The sequence below is a fragment of the Streptomyces roseofulvus genome (assembly GCF_039534915.1).
GTDB lineage: Bacteria > Actinomycetota > Actinomycetes > Streptomycetales > Streptomycetaceae > Streptomyces > Streptomyces roseofulvus.
In genome coordinates, this window is the sequence record NZ_BAAAWE010000001.1 from 1,018,496 (window position 1) to 1,035,139 (window position 16,644).

General features: G+C 74.6%; 16 protein-coding genes. 12 read left to right on the top strand and 4 right to left on the bottom strand.

Annotation, left to right across the window (positions count from 1 at the left end):
* The first annotated feature begins 96 nt into the window (after positions 1 to 96).
* Positions 97 to 942: a DUF3626 domain-containing protein gene (locus tag ABFY03_RS04660; protein ID WP_346169250.1), complete on the top strand. Its 846-nt coding sequence runs from the start codon at positions 97 to 99 to the stop codon at positions 940 to 942.
* Here the strand turns inward: ABFY03_RS04660 and ABFY03_RS04665 are convergent.
* On the bottom strand, positions 909 to 1,652 hold the full coding sequence (locus ABFY03_RS04665; RefSeq protein ID WP_319012914.1) for a Type 1 glutamine amidotransferase-like domain-containing protein: 744 nt from the start codon (positions 1,650 to 1,652) through the stop codon (positions 909 to 911). The genes ABFY03_RS04660 and ABFY03_RS04665 overlap by 34 nt on opposite strands.
* A gap of 114 nt (positions 1,653 to 1,766) precedes the next feature.
* Positions 1,767 to 2,402 (bottom strand): TetR/AcrR family transcriptional regulator, encoded by a 636-nt coding sequence (locus ABFY03_RS04670; protein WP_319012915.1) that lies wholly within the window; start codon positions 2,400 to 2,402, stop codon positions 1,767 to 1,769.
* Positions 2,403 to 2,527: 125 nt separating this feature from the next.
* Between ABFY03_RS04670 and ABFY03_RS04675 the strand changes: the two genes are divergently transcribed.
* From ABFY03_RS04675 to ABFY03_RS04685, 3 genes are read left to right on the top strand one after another with little or no spacing between them, the layout of a single operon-like run.
* Complete coding sequence (locus ABFY03_RS04675) at positions 2,528 to 5,017, top strand: FHA domain-containing protein (protein WP_346169251.1); 2,490 nt, start codon at positions 2,528 to 2,530, stop codon at positions 5,015 to 5,017.
* A gap of 21 nt (positions 5,018 to 5,038) precedes the next feature.
* On the top strand, positions 5,039 to 5,818 hold the full coding sequence (locus ABFY03_RS04680) for a hypothetical protein (protein WP_346169252.1): 780 nt from the start codon (positions 5,039 to 5,041) through the stop codon (positions 5,816 to 5,818).
* Entirely contained in the window at positions 5,818 to 6,816 is a 999-nt protein-coding gene (locus ABFY03_RS04685) for a serine/threonine-protein kinase (protein WP_346169253.1), read from the top strand. Before ABFY03_RS04680 ends, ABFY03_RS04685 begins: the two co-directional genes overlap by 1 nt.
* A gap of 89 nt (positions 6,817 to 6,905) precedes the next feature.
* Here the strand turns inward: ABFY03_RS04685 and ABFY03_RS04690 are convergent, their stop codons facing one another.
* Positions 6,906 to 8,255 carry a streptophobe family protein gene (locus ABFY03_RS04690; protein ID WP_386723779.1) on the bottom strand — a complete coding sequence of 450 codons (1,350 nt, stop codon included), beginning with the start codon at positions 8,253 to 8,255 and terminating at the stop codon, positions 6,906 to 6,908.
* Between the two features lie 374 nt (positions 8,256 to 8,629).
* On the opposite strand from ABFY03_RS04690, the gene ectA reads away from it, so the two are divergent.
* Genes ectA through ehuA form a run of 8 tightly spaced genes read left to right on the top strand, consistent with a single transcriptional unit; the run spans position 8,630 to position 14,932 of the window.
* Complete coding sequence (gene ectA / locus ABFY03_RS04695) at positions 8,630 to 9,178, top strand: diaminobutyrate acetyltransferase (protein ID WP_346169254.1); 549 nt, start codon at positions 8,630 to 8,632, stop codon at positions 9,176 to 9,178.
* A gap of 52 nt (positions 9,179 to 9,230) precedes the next feature.
* A complete protein-coding gene (gene ectB / locus ABFY03_RS04700) occupies positions 9,231 to 10,487 on the top strand; it encodes a diaminobutyrate--2-oxoglutarate transaminase (RefSeq protein WP_319012920.1) in 1,257 nt (418 codons plus the stop codon).
* 33 nt (positions 10,488 to 10,520) lie between these two features.
* Positions 10,521 to 10,925, top strand: a complete 405-nt coding sequence (locus tag ABFY03_RS04705; RefSeq protein WP_346169255.1) for an ectoine synthase — start codon at positions 10,521 to 10,523, stop codon at positions 10,923 to 10,925.
* A gap of 53 nt (positions 10,926 to 10,978) precedes the next feature.
* Positions 10,979 to 11,878: an ectoine hydroxylase gene (gene thpD, locus ABFY03_RS04710; RefSeq protein WP_346169256.1), complete on the top strand. Its 900-nt coding sequence runs from the start codon at positions 10,979 to 10,981 to the stop codon at positions 11,876 to 11,878.
* Positions 11,879 to 11,915: 37 nt separating this feature from the next.
* Positions 11,916 to 12,809 (top strand): ectoine/hydroxyectoine ABC transporter substrate-binding protein EhuB, encoded by an 894-nt coding sequence (gene ehuB, locus ABFY03_RS04715; RefSeq protein ID WP_346169257.1) that lies wholly within the window; start codon positions 11,916 to 11,918, stop codon positions 12,807 to 12,809.
* Between the two features lie 11 nt (positions 12,810 to 12,820).
* A complete protein-coding gene (gene ehuC, locus ABFY03_RS04720; RefSeq protein WP_319012990.1) occupies positions 12,821 to 13,498 on the top strand; it encodes an ectoine/hydroxyectoine ABC transporter permease subunit EhuC in 678 nt (225 codons plus the stop codon).
* A complete protein-coding gene (gene ehuD, locus ABFY03_RS04725; protein WP_319012924.1) occupies positions 13,498 to 14,133 on the top strand; it encodes an ectoine/hydroxyectoine ABC transporter permease subunit EhuD in 636 nt (211 codons plus the stop codon). Before ehuC ends, ehuD begins: the two co-directional genes overlap by 1 nt.
* Complete coding sequence (ehuA, locus tag ABFY03_RS04730) at positions 14,123 to 14,932, top strand: ectoine/hydroxyectoine ABC transporter ATP-binding protein EhuA (protein WP_346169258.1); 810 nt, start codon at positions 14,123 to 14,125, stop codon at positions 14,930 to 14,932. The genes ehuD and ehuA overlap by 11 nt, the downstream gene beginning before the upstream one ends.
* Positions 14,933 to 15,053: 121 nt before the next feature.
* Here ehuA and ABFY03_RS04735 read toward each other — a convergent pair whose 3' ends face one another.
* The gene (locus tag ABFY03_RS04735; RefSeq protein WP_346169259.1) at positions 15,054 to 16,619 is read right to left on the bottom strand and encodes a phytoene desaturase family protein; all 1,566 of its coding nucleotides are present in this window, start codon (positions 16,617 to 16,619) and stop codon (positions 15,054 to 15,056) included.
* Positions 16,620 to 16,644: the final 25 nt, after the last annotated feature.

Here is a 16,644-nt window from a genome sequence, read left to right on the forward strand (position 1 = left end):
GGGCGCGGGGTGGCAAGCGCTTTCTATCCCCTTCCCGTGACCGTAGCCAGCGAAAACCCCGTGCCGCAAGAGTGCCGGGTCGGGCAGACTCCCCGCATGACGACGACTTCCGCCTCCCGCACGTCCCCCTCTCCGCTGCACGACGCGGGCCTGCGGGCGCTGGCGCACGTGGAGGCGCGGTCGTCGGGGGCGCCCCTGGACCCGGCGCTGCGGGTCACGCTCAACTTCCACCCGCACTTCCTGGACGCGCTGGCCGACGACGGCGTCTACCGCTCGCAGTTCGTGACCGGCACCGGCAACGGCGGGCTCACCGCCCGGCCCGGCGGTGACCGGTGGCGCTGGGAGAGCCGGATCTTCGGCGGCGCGTACGACGAGGCGCCGGCCCACGAGCGCCCGGTCTACGGCGCCCTCGACTTCCGCCGCCGGCCCTACGGCGCCGCGCCCCGCTTCGGCTCCGCCCACCTCCGGCTGACGCCGGAGGCCACCGCCCGGACGAGCTTCTGCTACCCCGACAGCTTCCTGGAGCCGACCGACTTCGGGGTGGCGTCCCGGATGAGCCTGGTGGCGCTGGCGGAGGCGGACGCGGCCGACCCGCTCGACGACTACGTCGAGGCGCAGGTCCACGGCCCCGTCGAGATCGCGCGGGACGTGGAAGCGCTGGTCCTGGACCCGAGCCACCGCGGCACCGCCGTGGAGGCGGCGGCCCGCAGGCTGCCGTGCCCCGTCGAGTGGCACGGCGGCTTCCGCCTCACGGTCGCCGAACTCCGCCGGCACCCGGACTTCCGCGGCCCGGAGTACGTCGAGCTGGGCGCCCGCCTCGCCGTCGACGGCCTCCTCGACCCACGGATCGTCCAGGAGGCCTCCCTGTCCGGGGCGTACGACCCCCAGGACGTCAAAAAGGTCTGGCACTACCTGGCCCGCTTCGGCGCCCCCTCCTCCTGACGCAGCCGGCGCACGGGCACGGCCCGTTCCTGGACTCCCCCGCCGCCGTCGGGCTCCACCCGGTACAGCCCGGCCCCCTCCCGCCGGCTCACCACGTCCACGGGCCGCCCCCCGGCGAAGAGGGCGCCCACGCCGTCCTCGACGGCCCACCCGGCCGGCAGCGCGCCGCCCGCCACGGCGGCCCGGTACGAGGGGCGGCGGCCCGGCTCCCCGTCGTAGTGCGGGCAGACCGAGCCCGGCAGCAGCCCCAGGCCGTCCGGCAGGTGCGTCAGCGGCCCGAAGGAGTCGGTGTGCGAGCCCTCGGCCCAGCAGTTGGCGCCCGCGCTGATGCCGCTCAGCAGCGTCCCGCGCTCCAGTGCCTCGCCCAGGATCCGGTCCACGCCGTGCGCCCGCCAGACGGCAAGCAGGTTCGCGGTGTTGCCGCCGCCGACGTAGACGACGTCCTGCGCGAGGAGGAAGGCGCGCAGCTCCCGGTCGTCGGCGTCCCGGCGGAAGAGGTGCAGCACGGACGGGGTGCAGGCACGGCGCCGGAACGCGGCGAGGAACCGCTCGACGTACGCCGGGGCGTCACCGCTCGCGGTGGGGACGAAGCACACCCGGGGCCGCGCCACGCGCGCGTGGCCGAGCAGCCAGTCGTCCAGGAGCCCGTCGTCGTCGGTCGAGAAGCCGCCGCCGAGGAGGGCCAGCCGGGGCTCGGGGACGTCGGACATGGGCGGACTCTCCTTCGTGCGGGCACGTTCGCGTGCGACCACCCTGCCCGGCCCGCACGGCAAGGTGCCGGCGAATTGCGACCGGGCTCACAGAAGTCGGCGTCACAGCCGCTGTCAGTTCGTGGTGTGCGGCGGGGGCGGGGGTGTCGGGTGGGTGGAGAGTTCCAGGAGGGCGGGCAGGAACTGGCGCTCCAGGGTGCCCGGGGGGAGGGCTTCCGGCTCCACGTAGCTCTGGGCCAGGCCGCCCTCGCGCAGGGCGATGAGGAGGCGGGCGAACCGGTCGGCGTCCACGGTCAGTTCGCGGCCCGCCCGGTGCAGCACGAGGGTGAGGCCGCGGGCGATCTCGGCCCGCAGCCGCTCGTCGTGCCGGGCCAGCACCCAGGCCGCCTGGGGGTCGCGGATGGCGTGCAGGGTGAACTCGGTGGTGACGAGGTACCAGTCGCGCTCGTCCGGCTCGATGGTCGCGGCCAGTTCGGCGAGCCGGGCGAGGGTGTACTCCTCCGCGGTGAGCGCGTCGATGGACGCGGCGAGCCGGCGCACGGTCCGCTCGCTGTGCTCGTCGAAGAGGGCGAGGAAGAGCTCTTCCTTGCTGGCGAAGTTCGAGTAGTACGCGCCCCGGGTGTACCCGGCGCGCTCGCAGATCTGCTCGATGGTGGTGGCGTGGAAACCGTGCTCGGCGAAGGTCTCCAGGGCGGCCTTCAGCAGGGCCGCACGGGTGCGCGGCCGCCGTCTCGTGACACCCTTCGGCACGTCCGCGCCCTCCCGTCGCTCCGGCGCCGCTCCCCGCGGCCCGGCGCCCACCCTACCGGCGTGCCGCAGCCCGCCCCGGGCCCGGACGCCGGGCGGGCGCGGGCCCCGGCGGATAGGATTCACGCATGGGAGAGCGGCCGGTCGCGCCCGCCGCACCCGGCCTGGTCCTGCTCGTCGACGGGGTGACGACGCGGATGGACCCGGGCCGCGTCTACCGCGTCGGGCGTGACCCCACCAGCGACGTCGTGCTCACGGACGCCCGGGCGTCCTGGCACCACGCGGTGCTGCGCGCCGACGGCGGCCAGTGGACGCTCGCCGACGAGGACAGCACCAACGGCACCTACGCCGACGGCGTCCGGGTGCGGCTGCCCCGGGTCGTCGGCCCGGGCACCGTGGTCCGCTTCGGGCACCCGCAGGACGGGCCCCGCGCGGTGCTCGCCGCACCCCCGGCCGAGCCCCCTCCCCCGCCGCCTCCCGAGCGCCGCCCCGCGGCCGGACGGGACGCCGGCCCCCCACCCGGCTCCTCCGCGATCGCCGCCGACGCGGAGCTCGTACCAGAAGGTCGTCCGCACGCGGGTGCGGCGCGGCCCGCGGGGGTGTCGCGGCCGGGGGCCACCGGGACCTTCCGGCGGCCGACGGCGGTGCGGCCGCTGCCGGAGCACACCGTCCGGATCGGGCGGGCGCCGGACAACGACGTCGTCGTCGCCGATCTGGTGGTCTCCCGCCACCACGCGGAACTCGTCGCGCGCCCCGACGGCACCTACTGGATCCACGACCTCGGCAGCCACAACGGCACCTTCCTCAACGGGCGCCCCGTGGTCGAGCCGGTACGGGTCACGGCGGACGACATCGTCGGCATCGGCCGCAGCGCGTTCTGTCTGGCGGGCGGGCAGCTCGTCGAGTTCACCGACACCGGCGAGATCTCCCTCGACGTGCAGCAACTGGCCGTCACCGTCGACCACGGCCGCAAGACCCTCCTCGACGGGGTGTCCTTCCCCGTCGGCGAGAAGACGCTGCTCGCGGTCGTCGGCCCGTCGGGCGCCGGCAAGTCCACGCTGCTCGGCGCGCTCACCGGCCAGCGGCCCGCCGACCGGGGCACCGTCCTCTACGACGGCCGCGACCTCTACCGGGACTACGCCGAGCTGCGCCAGCGCATCGGGCTCGTCCCGCAGGACGACATCCTGCACCTGCAGCTGACCGTCCGGCGCGCCCTCTCGTACGCCGCCGAGCTCCGCTTCCCCGGCGACACCGCGGCCTCCGAGCGGCACGCGCGCGTGGCGGAGGTGATCGGCGAACTGGGGCTCACCGAGCGGGCCGACCAGCCGATCCACAGCCTGTCCGGCGGGCAGCGCAAGCGGGTCAGCGTCGCCCTCGAACTGCTGACGAAACCGTCCCTGCTCTTCCTCGACGAGCCGACCTCCGGCCTCGACCCGGGCATGGACCGCTCGGTGATGCACATGCTGCGCGGGCTCGCCGACGACGGCCGCACCGTCGTCGTGGTCACCCACAGCGTGCTCAGCCTGGACGTGTGCGACCGGCTCCTCGTCCTCGCCCCGGGCGGCCGGGTCGCCTACTACGGGCCGCCCGGCGACACCCTGTCCTTCTTCGGCTTCGACCAGTGGCCGGAGGCGTTCGAGGCGTTCGAGACCGAACGGGACCGGGACTGGGCCGGGCAGTACCGGGACTCCCGCTTCCACCGGCGGTACATCGAGGACGCGACGGTCCGGCCGTACGCGCCCGGGGCCGGCGGCGACGGGGCCGCGGGAGCGCCCGCGTCCGCCCACGCGCCGCCGCCGAAGCCGCAGAGCTGGGGCGGGCAGCTGCGCACCCTGGTGCGGCGCTACTCCGCCGCGCTCGCCGCCGACCGCACCTTCCTCGCCATCATGGTCGCCCTGCCGTTCGTGATGGGCGCCATGGCCCGGGCCCTCTCCGAGGGCAGCCTGGGCCCCGAGTCCACCCTCAACGTGCTGCTGATCCTGTGCGTCGGCGGCGTCCTCACCGGCGCGGCCAACGCGGTCCGCGAGCTGGTGAAGGAGCGCTCGATCTACCGCCGGGAGAGAGCCGTCGGCCTGTCCCGCTCCGCCTACCTCGCCTCCAAGGTCGTCGTCCTCGGCACGGTGACCGTCGTCCAGGCGGTGGTGCTGACCCTGGTCGCCCTGGTCGGGGTGCCGCTGAACGTGCCCGACGGCAAGGGCGTGCTGATGCCCCCGCTGATCGAGATCACGCTGGCGGTCGCCCTGCTGGCGTTCACCGCGATGATGCTCGGGCTGCTGGTGTCGGCGCTGGTCCGCAAGGAGGAGGTGACGATGCCGCTGCTCGTCCTCCTCGCGATCGTCCAGGTGGTGTTCTGCGGGGCGCTGCTGAGCGTGCGCGGGACCCCGGTCCTGGAGCAGCTGGCCTGGCTGGTGCCGTCGCGGTGGGCGTTCGCCGCGATGGGCGCGACGATCGACATCGGGGCGGTGGCGCCGAGCGCGAAGACGGCCGATCCGCTGATGGACCACACGGCGTCGGCCTGGCTCTTCGACATGGGCATGCTGGTCGTGCTCTGTCTGGCGCTCGGGCTGGCCGTGGCCCGGCTGCTGCGCCGCCACGAACCCGTCGTCATGCGCCGCTGACCGCGATCAGGAGGTGGGGCTGTGACCGTTCCCGACTCGGCATCGGATATCGGATCCGATGCCGGCTACGCGACCGACTTCCGGCCGACCCACGTCGTGCCGCGCGGCGGGCTGTCCGCCTGGCAGGCGCCGGACCCGGGCTTCCCGACGGTCCCGCTGGACGCCTTCCTGCCGGTGCGGCTCGTGGAGCGCACGGGTGACTGGGGGCGGGTGCTGTGCTCCAACGGCTGGCAGGCGTGGGTGGACGCGCGCCTGCTCGTCGCGGTCCCCGACGATCCGCCGGCGGCCGGTTCCGCGCTCGCCCGGACGGCCGATCCGCGCCCCCTCATCGCGCGCGCGGAGGACGCCCTGGGCCGGTACCGGCGGGCGGTGGAGGAGCTGGCGGCGGGCCGGGCGGACGGCGAGACGTTCCGGCGGCGCACGCGCGGGCTGCGGGTCGGGATGGTCGTGGACGGCGAGTCGGTCTGGCTGTACGACGCGGAGCACGAGCGCTGGGTGTACTGCGACGGGGTGGGCCTGACGACGTACGCGGCCTCGTCGGGGCCCTCCCGGACGGCGGCGGGGGCCGGGACGCCGGAGGCCGAGGCGGAGCCCGTACCGGAGGATGCCGAGGCGGAGGCCGTGCCGGAAGAGGCCGAGACCGAGCCCGTGCCGGAGACCGAGCCCGTCCCCGAGGCGCGGCCGGCGCCCGTCGGGTACGAGCCGACGCAGGTGGTGCCGCAGGTCGATCCGGCGGTGGCGGCCGGGCCGCCACCGACCCGGGTCGTCGGCCTGCCGCCCGACGCCGAGGACGGACGCTGATGGCGGGCGCGGGCGGGGCGCGGGAGACCGGCTTGCCGGCGGGGCGGCCGTCGGGGCTCGTCGGCAAGGAGATCGCGGGCTACCGGGTGGAGGCCGAGATCGGGCGCGGCGGGATGGCGGTCGTGTACCGGGCGCGGGACCTGCGGCTCGGCCGGACGGTGGCGCTGAAGCTGCTGGCCCCCGAGCTGGCCCGCAACGACACCTTCCGGAAGCGGTTCGCGCACGAGTCGCGGGTGGCGGCGTCGATCGACCACCCGCACATCGTGCCGGTCTTCGAGGCGGGCGAGACGGAGGGGGTCCTGTACATCGCGATGCGGTACGTGGCGGGGCAGGACCTGGTGGCGCTGCTGGCCCGGGAGGGCCCGCTGCCGCCGGCGACGGCGGGCCGGATCGCGGCGCAGGTGGCGTCGGCGCTGGACGCGGCGCACGCGCACGACCTGGTGCACCGGGACGTGAAGCCGGGGAACATCCTGGTCGCGGAGGGCACCGACAGGGAGCATCCGGAGCACGTCTACCTCACGGACTTCGGGCTGACGAAGAAGTCGCTGTCGCTGACCGGGTTCACGACGGTGGGCGAGTTCGTGGGGACGCTGGACTACGTGGCGCCGGAGCAGATCTCGGGGAAGCCGGTGGACGGCCGCTGCGACGTGTACAGCCTCGCGTGCGTGGTCTTCGAGACGCTGTGCGGGGTGCCGCCGTTCCGCCGGGACACCGACTGGGCGGTGCTGTGGGCGCAGCAGTACGACCCTCCCCCGCCGCTGGCCGAGCACCGGCCGGGGCTGCCGGAGGCGGCGGACGCGGTCTTCGCGCGGGCGCTGGCGAAGACGCCGGAGGAGCGGTACGGGACGTGCCTGGAGTTCGTCGCGGAGCTGCGGGCGGCCCTCGCGCGCGTGCCGGGCGGTCCGGTCGCGGCCACGGGGACGGGACGGCGCGCGCCGGGTCCGCCGCCGGAGCCGCCGGGGTGGGCGCGGCCGGTGTTCCGGCGGCTCGGGGCGTAGGTCGTCTCCTTCGGATCGGGCCGGATCAGGGGGCGGCGTCCGGTGCGTGCGCCCGCGAGGAGACGGCCCACGGGGGACGCCGGACGGCTTCAGTCCTCGGACGGGAGCCGGCCGTGGTGGCGGGTGCGGGTGGCGAGGAGGCCGCCGAGGAAGCCGGCGACGAGACCCCAGAGGAGGGCGAGGCCGGCCGTCCGCCACACGTCGGGCCGGAGCACGACCTCGCCGCCCAGGGCCGCGAGGTCGCCGATGCCGAGGATCGAGAGGCCGAAGCGCGCCTCGACGAGGGTGAGGGGCGCGACGGCGAGCAGGGTGAGGGCGAAGGCGACGCCGACGTGCAGGGCGTGCTGCCAGGGCCGGACGCGGGCCGGGCTGCGTACGGCGGCGACGAAGGCCGCGGCGAGGACGAGGACGGCGGCGACGGGCAGCAGCCACCAGGCGCGTCCGTCCTCGGCGGCGAGCGAGGACAGGTCCACCGTGGACAGCCCGGTGCCGTCGCCGCCGCGCAGGACGGCGTCGAGGATCTGCGGCATGGGGAGGCCGAAGGGGCCCTCGACCGTGCCCTGCCAGGAGCCGCCGATGCCGACGCCGAGGGCGAGCCAGCTGACGTTGGGCAGGCCGAGGAGGAGGACGGCGAAGGTCTCGGCGGCGTGCCCCTTGGTGGCGGCGACGACCAGGCCGATGACGAGGCCGACGGCGACGTAGGCGAGGAGCAGCAGGAGCATCGCCGAGGCGGCGGGCCGGACGGCCTCCTGGTGGCGCAGCACGCGCGCGGGGAGGGCGCTGCCGCGGGAGACGAGGAGGGCGATCAGGAGGACGCCGAGGATCCACAGGAGGCCGTAGCCGAGGGTCGCTCCGACGACGGCGCGGAAGCCGACGGTGGGGTCGGTCGCGTCGAGGAGGTCGCCGAAGAGGTCGGTGAGGGGTTCCTGGGGGTCGCCGACGTCGAGGGTGAGGGGGAAGTCGTGGCGGGCGACGGCGCAGAGCCCGGCGAGCGCGGCCAGCCACAGCACGACGACGGCCGCGGCCCGGGCCGCGAGGTCGCCGGCCCGGGCCACCGCGTGGTGGCGGAGCGGGCGGAGGAAGACGGCGCCGGTGACGAGCGCGCCGACGAGGGTGACGGTGAGGGGCATCGCGGTCAGTTCGCCCTCGGTGCCGGCGAAGGCGCCGGCCGAGCCGGTGATCTCGACCTGGCCGCCGGCGGCCATGACCACGACGGCGGCGAGGACGGCGGCGAAGCCTCCGGGGAGGTCGGCGGCGCCGGCGGCCCAGAGGCCGAGGGCGGCGGTGACGCCCATGGCGACGTAGCCGGCGACGACGGCGGCGAGGGCCTGGACGGCGATGCGGAGACCCGTCCGGGCGGGGGCGCCGCCCGGGGTGCCGGGGGTGCCCGGTCCGGCGGCGGGGGGCGGGGTGGGGAGCCGACTGCTCACGCTGCCCACGCTAGTCCGGCGCGGGCGGCTCCGCCTGCGGATGGCGGCCGTCCGGAGGGCCGGCGGCCGTCCGCCGCGGCACTGGTGACGCTGTGTGAACACGATCCCATAGGGGCATCCCTAACCGGTTCCGGCGCCCCCAAACGGGCTCCTGACCGGCGATCCGATAACGCTCCGACAGCCCCACGACACGGACCGAAGGTGTTACGTCGTCGTTATAAAAGAAACTTCTGTCCCGGTTTGATGTCTTTTTCACCCCCGCAATCTTCGGGATGATCGTCCGGCGGCCGGTCCATCGCCGGGCGGGCATAACACGGATCCGTCCCTTCCGGAACCCCTCCGGGCGAGGAAGTTCGCCGCTGCGCTGGGTAACTTCGGCGCCCATGACCCCAGCTCACACAGCACCGGAACACGTCCGGGACGCAGCGCCGGTCTCCGCCCGGGAATGGACCGTCGGGCGCCCCCGCGTCGGCGACGGCGCCCAACTCTGGCGGCTCGCACGGGCGTCCAGGACCCTCGACATCAACTCCTCCTACAGCTACCTGCTGTGGTGCCGCGACTTCGCCGGGACGTCCGCCGTCGCCCGCGCCGCGGACGGGCGGCCGGTCGGCTTCGTCACCGGCTACCTGCGCCCCGACGCGCCGGGGACGCTGCTGGTCTGGCAGGTCGCCGTCGACGCCGCGCACCGCGGGCAGGGCATCGCCGGGGCGCTCCTCGACCACCTCTCCGAGCGCGTCGCCCGCACGGGCCCGCTCGACGCCGTCGAGACCACCATCACCCCCGGCAACCTCGCCTCGGAGCGCCTGTTCAGCGCCTACGCCCGGCGCCACGGCGCCCGCGTGCGCCGGACCGTCCTCTTCCCGTCCGCCGCCTTCCCGGCCCCCGGCCACGAGGCCGAGGTGCTGCACCGCATCGCGCCGCTGGCCTTCTGAGCCGCCGGCCGCCCGCCCCCCACCGCCGCTCCCCCACGTACTGGAGTCCCGCATGACGCTCATCGCCGACACCGAACCCACCGTCTTCGAGACCGTCGAGTCGGAGGTACGCAGCTACTGCCGCTCCTGGCCCACCGTCTTCGAACGCGCCTCCGGCAGCCGCCTGTTCGACGAGCACGGCCGCCCGTTCCTCGACTTCTTCGCCGGCGCCGGCTCGCTCAACTACGGCCACAACAACCCCGCCCTCAAGCGCCCCCTCCTCGACTACCTCGGCGGCGACGGCATCACCCACGGCCTCGACATGTCGACGACGGCGAAGCGACGCTTCCTGGAGACCTTCCGCTCCACCGTCCTCGCCCCGCGCGCCCTCCCCTACAAGGTGATGTTCCCGGGCCCGACCGGCACCAACGCCGTCGAGGCGGCGCTGAAGCTCGCCCGCAAGGTCACCGGCCGGACGACCGTCGTCTCCTTCACCAACGCCTTCCACGGCATGTCCCTGGGCTCGCTGGCGCTCACCGGCAACGCCGGCAAACGCGCCGGGGCCGGCGTGCCGCTCAGCCACACCGCGCAGATGCCGTACGACCACTACCTCGGCGGCCGGGTCCCGGACTTCCTCTGGTTCGAGCGGCTCCTGGAGGACTCCGGCTCCGGCCTCGACCACCCGGCCGCCGTCATCGTCGAGACGGTCCAGGGCGAGGGCGGCGTCAACGCGGCCCGCGCCGAGTGGCTGCGCGGCCTCGCCGACCTGTGCCGCCGCCGGGACATGCTCCTCATCGTCGACGACATCCAGATGGGCTGCGGGCGCACCGGCGAGTTCTTCTCCTTCGAGGAGGCCGGCATCACGCCGGACGTCGTCACCCTCTCCAAGTCCATCAGCGGCTACGGACTGCCCATGTCCCTCTGCCTGTTCCGCGACGAACTCGACGTCTGGGAGCCCGGCGAGCACAACGGCACCTTCCGCGGCAACAACCCCGCCTTCGTGACCGCCACCGCCGCCCTCGACACCTACTGGCGCGACACCGCGCTCCGCGACCGCACCCTCCGGCGGGCAGCCACCGTCGAGGCCGCCCTGGGCGAGCTCGGCGCCGGGACCGCCCCGCGCGGGCGCGGTCTCGTCTGGGGAGTGGAGTTCGCCGACGGCGAGCGTGCCCGGGCCGTCTGCCGGCGCGCCTTCGAACTCGGCCTTCTCGTGGAGACGTCCGGACCCGGCGACGAGGTCGTCAAGCTGCTGCCCCCGCTGACCGTCACCGACGACGAACTGGACGAGGGCCTCGGCATCCTCGCCCGCGCCGTCCGCCACACCGCCTGACCGCCTGACCGCCCCGCACGAAAGGCCACCTCCGTGATCGTCCGCACCTTCGCCGAGCTGGAGAACACCGAACGGCACGTGCGCTCCGCCTCCGGCACCTGGGAGAGCAAGCGCATCGTCCTCGCCCGCGAACGCGTCGGCTTCTCCCTCCACGAGACCGTCCTGTACGCCGGGACCGAGACCGCCATGTGGTACGCCAACCACGTCGAGGCCGTCGTCTGCACCGAGGGCGAGGCCGAACTCACCGACCACGAGAGCGGGACGACGTACCCGATCGTCCCCGGGACCATGTACCTCCTCGACGGCCACGAACGGCACACCCTCCGGGTGAAGTCCGACTTCCGCTGCCTGTGCGTCTTCAACCCGCCGGTCACCGGCCGCGAGGACCACGACGAGAACGGCGTCTACCCGCTGCTCACCGAACCCGGCGACGCCTGACGCCCCCGCATCGACCGCACCTCCCCGTACGTACGAGAAAGGCCCGCACCGCGATGACCACCGCTCCCGCCCGCCCCGTCGACCCGTACCCCACCCGCGGCACCGAGGAGGCCCTCGTCTTCCGCAAGGAGCCCGTCGTCTGGTCCGAACCGAACACGCCCGGGCCGTTCTGGCCGCGCGAGCTGGAGGAGTACGAGCGCAACGGGTTCTTCGCCGTGGACGCCCTCGTCACCCCCGACGAGGTGACCGAACTCCGCGCCGAACTCGACCGGCTGGTCACCGACCCCCGGCTCCGCGAGGACGAGCGGGCGATCGTGGAACCCCGCTCCCAGGAGATCCGGTCCGTCTTCGAAGTGCACAGGATCAGCGAGGTGTTCGCCCGGCTCGCCGCCGACCCGCGGCTGGTGGACCGGGCCCGGCAGATCCTCGGCTCCGACGTCTACATCCACCAGTCCCGGATCAACGTCAAGCCCGGCTTCGGCGCCAGCGGCTTCTACTGGCACTCAGACTTCGAGACCTGGCACGCCGAGGACGGACTGCCCCTGATGCGGACCGTGTCGGTGTCGATCGCGCTGACCCCGAACTACACCACCAACGGCAGCCTCATGATCATGCCCGGCTCGCACCGCACCTTCCTCGCCTGCGCCGGCGCGACTCCGAAGGACAACTACAAGCAGTCGCTGCGCATGCAGGACGCCGGCACGCCCTCGCCGAAGGCGCTCACGACCTTCGCCGAGGCGTGCGGGATCCAGCACTTCACCGGCGACGCCGGGTCCGCCGTCTGGTTCGACTGCAACGCCCTGCACGGCTCCGGCGACAACATCACCCCCTTCCCCCGCAGCAACGTCTTCCTCGTCTTCAACAGCGTCGAGAACGCGCCGGAGCTGCCGTTTGCCGCGCCCGTCCGGCGCCCCTCGTTCATCGCCGCCCGGGACACCACCCCGATCGGCTGACCCGCCGCCCCGCCCCCTCCCCCGCGAAAGGACGCCCATGACCCCGCACCTCTCCCGCAGACACCTCCTCGTCGGGGCCGTCGCCGTGCCCGGACTGCTCACCGCGTGCAGCCGGACGGAGGCCGGCACCGGCGCCCCCGCCGGCGACGCGGACCTGCTGGAGCGGCTGCGGAAGCAGGGCCACGTCCGGGTGGGCTTCGCCGGCGAGGCGCCGTACGGCTTCCAGGACGGCGGCGAACTCGCCGGAGAGGCGCCCACGCTGCACCGGGAGATCTTCACCGCCCTCGGCGTCCCCGAACTCCGGCCCACCCTCACCGACTTCGGCACGCTGATCCCCGGACTGCTGGCCGGCCGGTTCGACGTGGTGAGCGCGGGCCTGGCCATCACACCCGAGCGCTGCGGCAAAGTCGCCTTCTCCGAGCCCGAGTTCGTGTCCCCCACCGCGCTCATGGTCCGCCGGGGCAACCCGAAGGGCCTCAGCGACCTGGAGTCGTGCGCGGGGAAGCGGGTCCGCGTGGGCGTCCTCACCGCCGCGGTGGAGACGTCGTACGCGAAGGCGGCGGGCGTCCCGGACGGCTCCCTGGTGGCCGTGGCCAAGCAGCAGGACGGACTCGACGCCCTGCTCGCGGGCCGGATCGACGCCTTCGCCCTCACCGGCATCTCGCTGCGCTGGCTCGCCCGCACCAACGGGGACGCCGCCGTGGAGGTCCTGGAGCCGTTCGGGCCGGAGGTCGAGGGGGTGAAGCAGTACAGCGCCGGCGGCGCCGTCTTCCGGACCGGCGCCGTCTCTCTGCGGAAGGCGTTCGACGCCGAGCTCGCCCGGATCACCGGCGACCCGGCCCGGTATGTCCGGCTGATCGGCCGGTACGGCTTCACCGAGCGCGAGGTGCCGCCGCGCACCCTGCGCACCGCGGACCTGTGCGCGGGGTGACGGGCTCCGGCATGGCCGTCTTCCTCTCCGAGCTGGGCCGGTCCCTCCCGGCGATCGGCGAAGGGCTCCTGGTGACCCTGGAGGCCACCGCGCTCGGCGCGGCCGTCGCGCTGCTCGTCGCCTTCGCCCTGGGCCTGGCCGCCCGCTCCCGCCTCCTCGTCGTCCGCGGCGGCGCCCGTGCCGTCGTCGAGTTCCTGCGCGGCACCTCGCTGTACGTGCAGCTGTTCTGGCTGTTCTTCGCGCTGCCGATGCTCGGCTTCCGGCTGGAGCCGATGGCCTGCGGAGTGCTCGCCTTCGGCCTCAACTACGGGGCGTACGGGGCCGAGGTGGTGCGCGGCGCGATCGCCGCCGTCCCCGCCGCGCAGACCGAGGCCGCGATCGCGCTGGGCATGGGGCCGGGGCTCCGCCTCCGGCGGATCGTGCTGCCCCAGGCGTACCCGCTGATGATCCCGCCGTTCAAGAACCTGCTGATCCAGCTGCTCAAGGCGACACCGCTGCTGTCCCTGGTCACCGTCGCCGACCTCACCTTCCAGGTCGACCAGCTGCGCGCCGCGACGGGCGGCACGGCCGCCGCCCATCTGCTGCTGCTCCTGGTGTACTTCGCCGTCGCCGCGCTCCTCGGGGCGGGCATGAACGCGCTGGAGCGCCGGGCGAAGGCACGGCTCGGCACCGCGGGCGGTGGTGCGTGATGTGGGACATGGACGCGGCGCGCGCCGCGCTGCCCGTCGTGCTGTCCGGGTTCGGCGTCACCCTGCTCGCCACGGTCCTGGGCTTCGCCGTGGCCGTGGTCGCCGGGCTCGGCGTCGCCCTGCTCCAGCGGTCCGGCGTCCGGTGGATCGCGCTGCCCGTGGGCGCGCTGGCCGCGTTCGTGCGCTCGACGCCGGTGCTGGTGCAGCTCTTCGCCGCCTGGGTGCTGGTGCCGGGCCTGGACGCGCTGACGCTCGGCGTCCTGGTCCTGGGCCTGCACTACGCGACGTACCTGTCCGAGGTGTACCGCGCCGGCATCGACGCCGTACCGAAGGGGCAGTGGGAGGCGTGCACGGCGCTGTCGCTGCCGCGGCGGCGGGTGTGGCGGGCCGTGATCCTGCCGCAGGCCGTACGGAAGGTGCTGCCGTCGCTCGGGAACTACGCGATCTCGATGTTCAAGGAGACGCCGTTCCTCTCGGTCGTCACGGTGGACGAGATGGTCCGCGAGGCGAGCACCTTCGGCAGCACCCACTTCGCCTATCTGGAGAGCTTCACCCTGGCCGCCGCCGTGTTCCTGCTCGCGAGCTGGCCGACGTCCCTGCTCGTCCGCCGAATGGAGGCCCGCCTTGCCCACTGATCCCACGCCCGGGGCGGTCGCCGGGAAGGCCGCGGAGAAGGTCCGGTTCGCCGGTGTGACGAAACGGTTCGGGGACCACACCGTCCTCGACGGCCTCGACCTCGCGGTCGCGCCGGGCGAGCGCGTCACCCTGATCGGGCCGAGCGGCTCCGGGAAGACCACCATCCTGCGGCTCCTCATGACCCTGGAGCGGGTCACGGACGGCGTGATCCACCTGGACGGGGAGCCGTTCTCGCACATGCCGTCCGGCCGCGGGGGCGCCCTCGTCCCGGCGGACGAGCGGCATCTCGCCCCGCGCCGCCGGCGCATCGGCATGGTGTTCCAGCAGTTCAACCTCTTCCCGCACATGAGCGTCCTGGCGAACGTCATGGAGGCGCCCCGGCACGTCCTGGGCCTCGACGCGGACGAGGCCGCCGCCCGCGCCCGGGACCTCCTCGGCCTCGTCGGGCTCGACGACAAGGAGGACGCCCACCCCACCCGGCTCTCCGGCGGCCAGCAACAGCGCGTCGCCATCGCCCGCGCCCTCGCGATGCGCCCGGACCTCCTCCTGCTGGACGAGGTGACCTCGGCGCTCGACCCGGAACTGGTGGCGGAGGTCCTGGACGTGCTGCGGGACGTCGCCGCCGGCACCGACATCACGATGCTCTGCGTCACCCACGAGATGGGCTTCGCCCGCGACGTCTCCGACCGGATCCTGATGTTCGACCGCGGCCGCGTCCTCGAATCCGGCCCGTCCGCCGACCTCCTCGACGCACCGGAACACGAACGGACCCGCGCCTTCCTGCGATCGATCGGGTGACGGGCCCCGGAGCCGGGTCCGGCCGGAGTGTGGTACCAGGCCGCCGCCCACCCGGCACGTCAGCGCCTCGGCGGTCGGGACAGGGACACGGGTGGCACCCTTCGGGGGGACCCGTCGTCGGTCAGCGGCCGAGGGCGGCCATCGCCGCGTTGTGCCCCGGGATGCCGCTGACCCCGCCGCCGCGGACCGCCCCCGCGCCGCACAGCAGCACGTTCGGGTGCGCGGTCTCCACTCCCCAGCGTCCCGTCGTGCCGTCCGCGTACGGGAAGGACAGGTCGCGGTGGAAGATGTGGCCGCCGGGGAGGCGCAGTTCGCGCTCCAGGTCCAGCGGGGTCTTGGCCTCGACGCAGGGCCGCCCCTCGGCGTCGACCGCCAGGCAGTCGGCGATCGGTTCGTCGAGGTGGGCGTCGAGTTCGGCGAGGGTGGCCTTGAGGAGGGCGTCGCGGGTCGCGTCGTGGGCGGCGCCGGCGGGGAAGAGCCGGGCCGGGGTGTGGAGTCCGAAGAGGGTGAGGGTCTGGTAGCCCCGGGCGGCGAGTTCGGGGCCGAGGATCGACGGGTCGGCCAGGGAGTGGCAGTAGATCTCCGACGGCGGTGCGAGCGGGAGCCGGCCGGCCGCGGCCTGCTGGTGCGCGGCCTCCAGCTGGGCGTATCCCTCCGCGACATGGAAGGTCCCGGAGAACGCCTGCCGGGGGTCGACGGCCCGGTCGCGGAGCCGCGGCAGGCGGCGCAGCAGCATGTTGACCTTGAGCTGGGAGCCCTCCGCCGGGGCGGGGGGCGTGTCGCCGAGGAGGCCGGCGAGGGCCTGCGGCGAGGCGTTGACGAGCACCTGGCGGGCGGCGACCCTGCCCTCGCCGTCCCGGGTGCGGAAGGCGACCTCGGCGGTCTCGCCGTCCGTGTCGATCCGGATCGCCTCGTGGCCGGTGACGAGTTCCGCGCCCGCGCCGCGCGCCGCGTCCGCGAGCGCGTCGGTCAGGGCGCCCATGCCGCCCACGGGCACGTCCCAGTCGCCGGTGCCGCCGCCGACGACGTGGTAGAGGAAGCAGCGGTTCTGCACCAGGGACGGATCGTGGGCGCCGGCGAAGGTGCCGATGAGGGCGTCGGTGAGGACGACCCCGCGGACCAGGTCGTCGGTGAAGTGCCGCTCGATCGCGGCGCCGATGGGCTCCTCGAACAGCATCCGCCAGGTGGCGTCGTCGGCGACCCTGGCCCGCAGTTCGGCCCGGGTCGGCAGCGGTCCGGTGAGCGTCGGGAAGATCCGCCCGGCCGCCGTCCGGATCCGGCCGTAGAACGCCTCCCACGCCGCGTGCTCGCGGTCCGATCCGGTCAGCGCCGCGAACGAGTCGCGGGTGCGGTCCCCGCCGACCAGCAGCCCGGTGGGCCGCCCGTCGCGCACGACCGGGGTGTACGAGGAGACGGTCCGCTTCCGCACGGCGAAGCGCAGTCCCAGCTCGCGGACGATGGTGTCGGGCAGCAGGGACACCAGGTACGAGTAGCGGGAGAGACGGGCGTCGACCCCGGCGAACGGCCGGGTGGAGATCGCCGCTCCCCCGGTGCGCCCGAGCCGTTCCAGGACGAGGACGGAGCGGCCCGCGCGGGCCAGATAGGCGGCGGCGACGAGGCCGTTGTGGCCTCCGCCGACGACGACGGCGTCGTACACGTCCCGCGAGAACTCCAGAGCTGCCGGCATGCCTCTTGGTAGCACGGCGCCGGGG

Excerpts from the sequence above, each read along its gene's own strand:
- ehuB (WP_346169257.1), top strand. The coding sequence starts at position 11,916 with ATGACCCCGCACCTCTCCCGCAGACACCTCCTCGTCGGGGCCGTCGCC.
- ectA (WP_346169254.1), top strand. The coding sequence starts at position 8,630 with ATGACCCCAGCTCACACAGCACCGGAACACGTCCGGGACGCAGCGCCG.
- ehuC (WP_319012990.1), top strand. The coding sequence starts at position 12,821 with ATGGCCGTCTTCCTCTCCGAGCTGGGCCGGTCCCTCCCGGCGATCGGC.
- ABFY03_RS04735 (WP_346169259.1), bottom strand. The coding sequence starts at position 16,619 with ATGCCGGCAGCTCTGGAGTTCTCGCGGGACGTGTACGACGCCGTCGTC.
- ABFY03_RS04660 (WP_346169250.1), top strand. The coding sequence starts at position 97 with ATGACGACGACTTCCGCCTCCCGCACGTCCCCCTCTCCGCTGCACGAC.
- ABFY03_RS04675 (WP_346169251.1), top strand. The coding sequence starts at position 2,528 with ATGGGAGAGCGGCCGGTCGCGCCCGCCGCACCCGGCCTGGTCCTGCTC.
- thpD (WP_346169256.1), top strand. The coding sequence starts at position 10,979 with ATGACCACCGCTCCCGCCCGCCCCGTCGACCCGTACCCCACCCGCGGC.
- ehuD (WP_319012924.1), top strand. The coding sequence starts at position 13,498 with ATGTGGGACATGGACGCGGCGCGCGCCGCGCTGCCCGTCGTGCTGTCC.
- ectB (WP_319012920.1), top strand. The coding sequence starts at position 9,231 with ATGACGCTCATCGCCGACACCGAACCCACCGTCTTCGAGACCGTCGAG.
- ABFY03_RS04685 (WP_346169253.1), top strand. The coding sequence starts at position 5,818 with ATGGCGGGCGCGGGCGGGGCGCGGGAGACCGGCTTGCCGGCGGGGCGG.
- ABFY03_RS04665 (WP_319012914.1), bottom strand. The coding sequence starts at position 1,652 with ATGTCCGACGTCCCCGAGCCCCGGCTGGCCCTCCTCGGCGGCGGCTTC.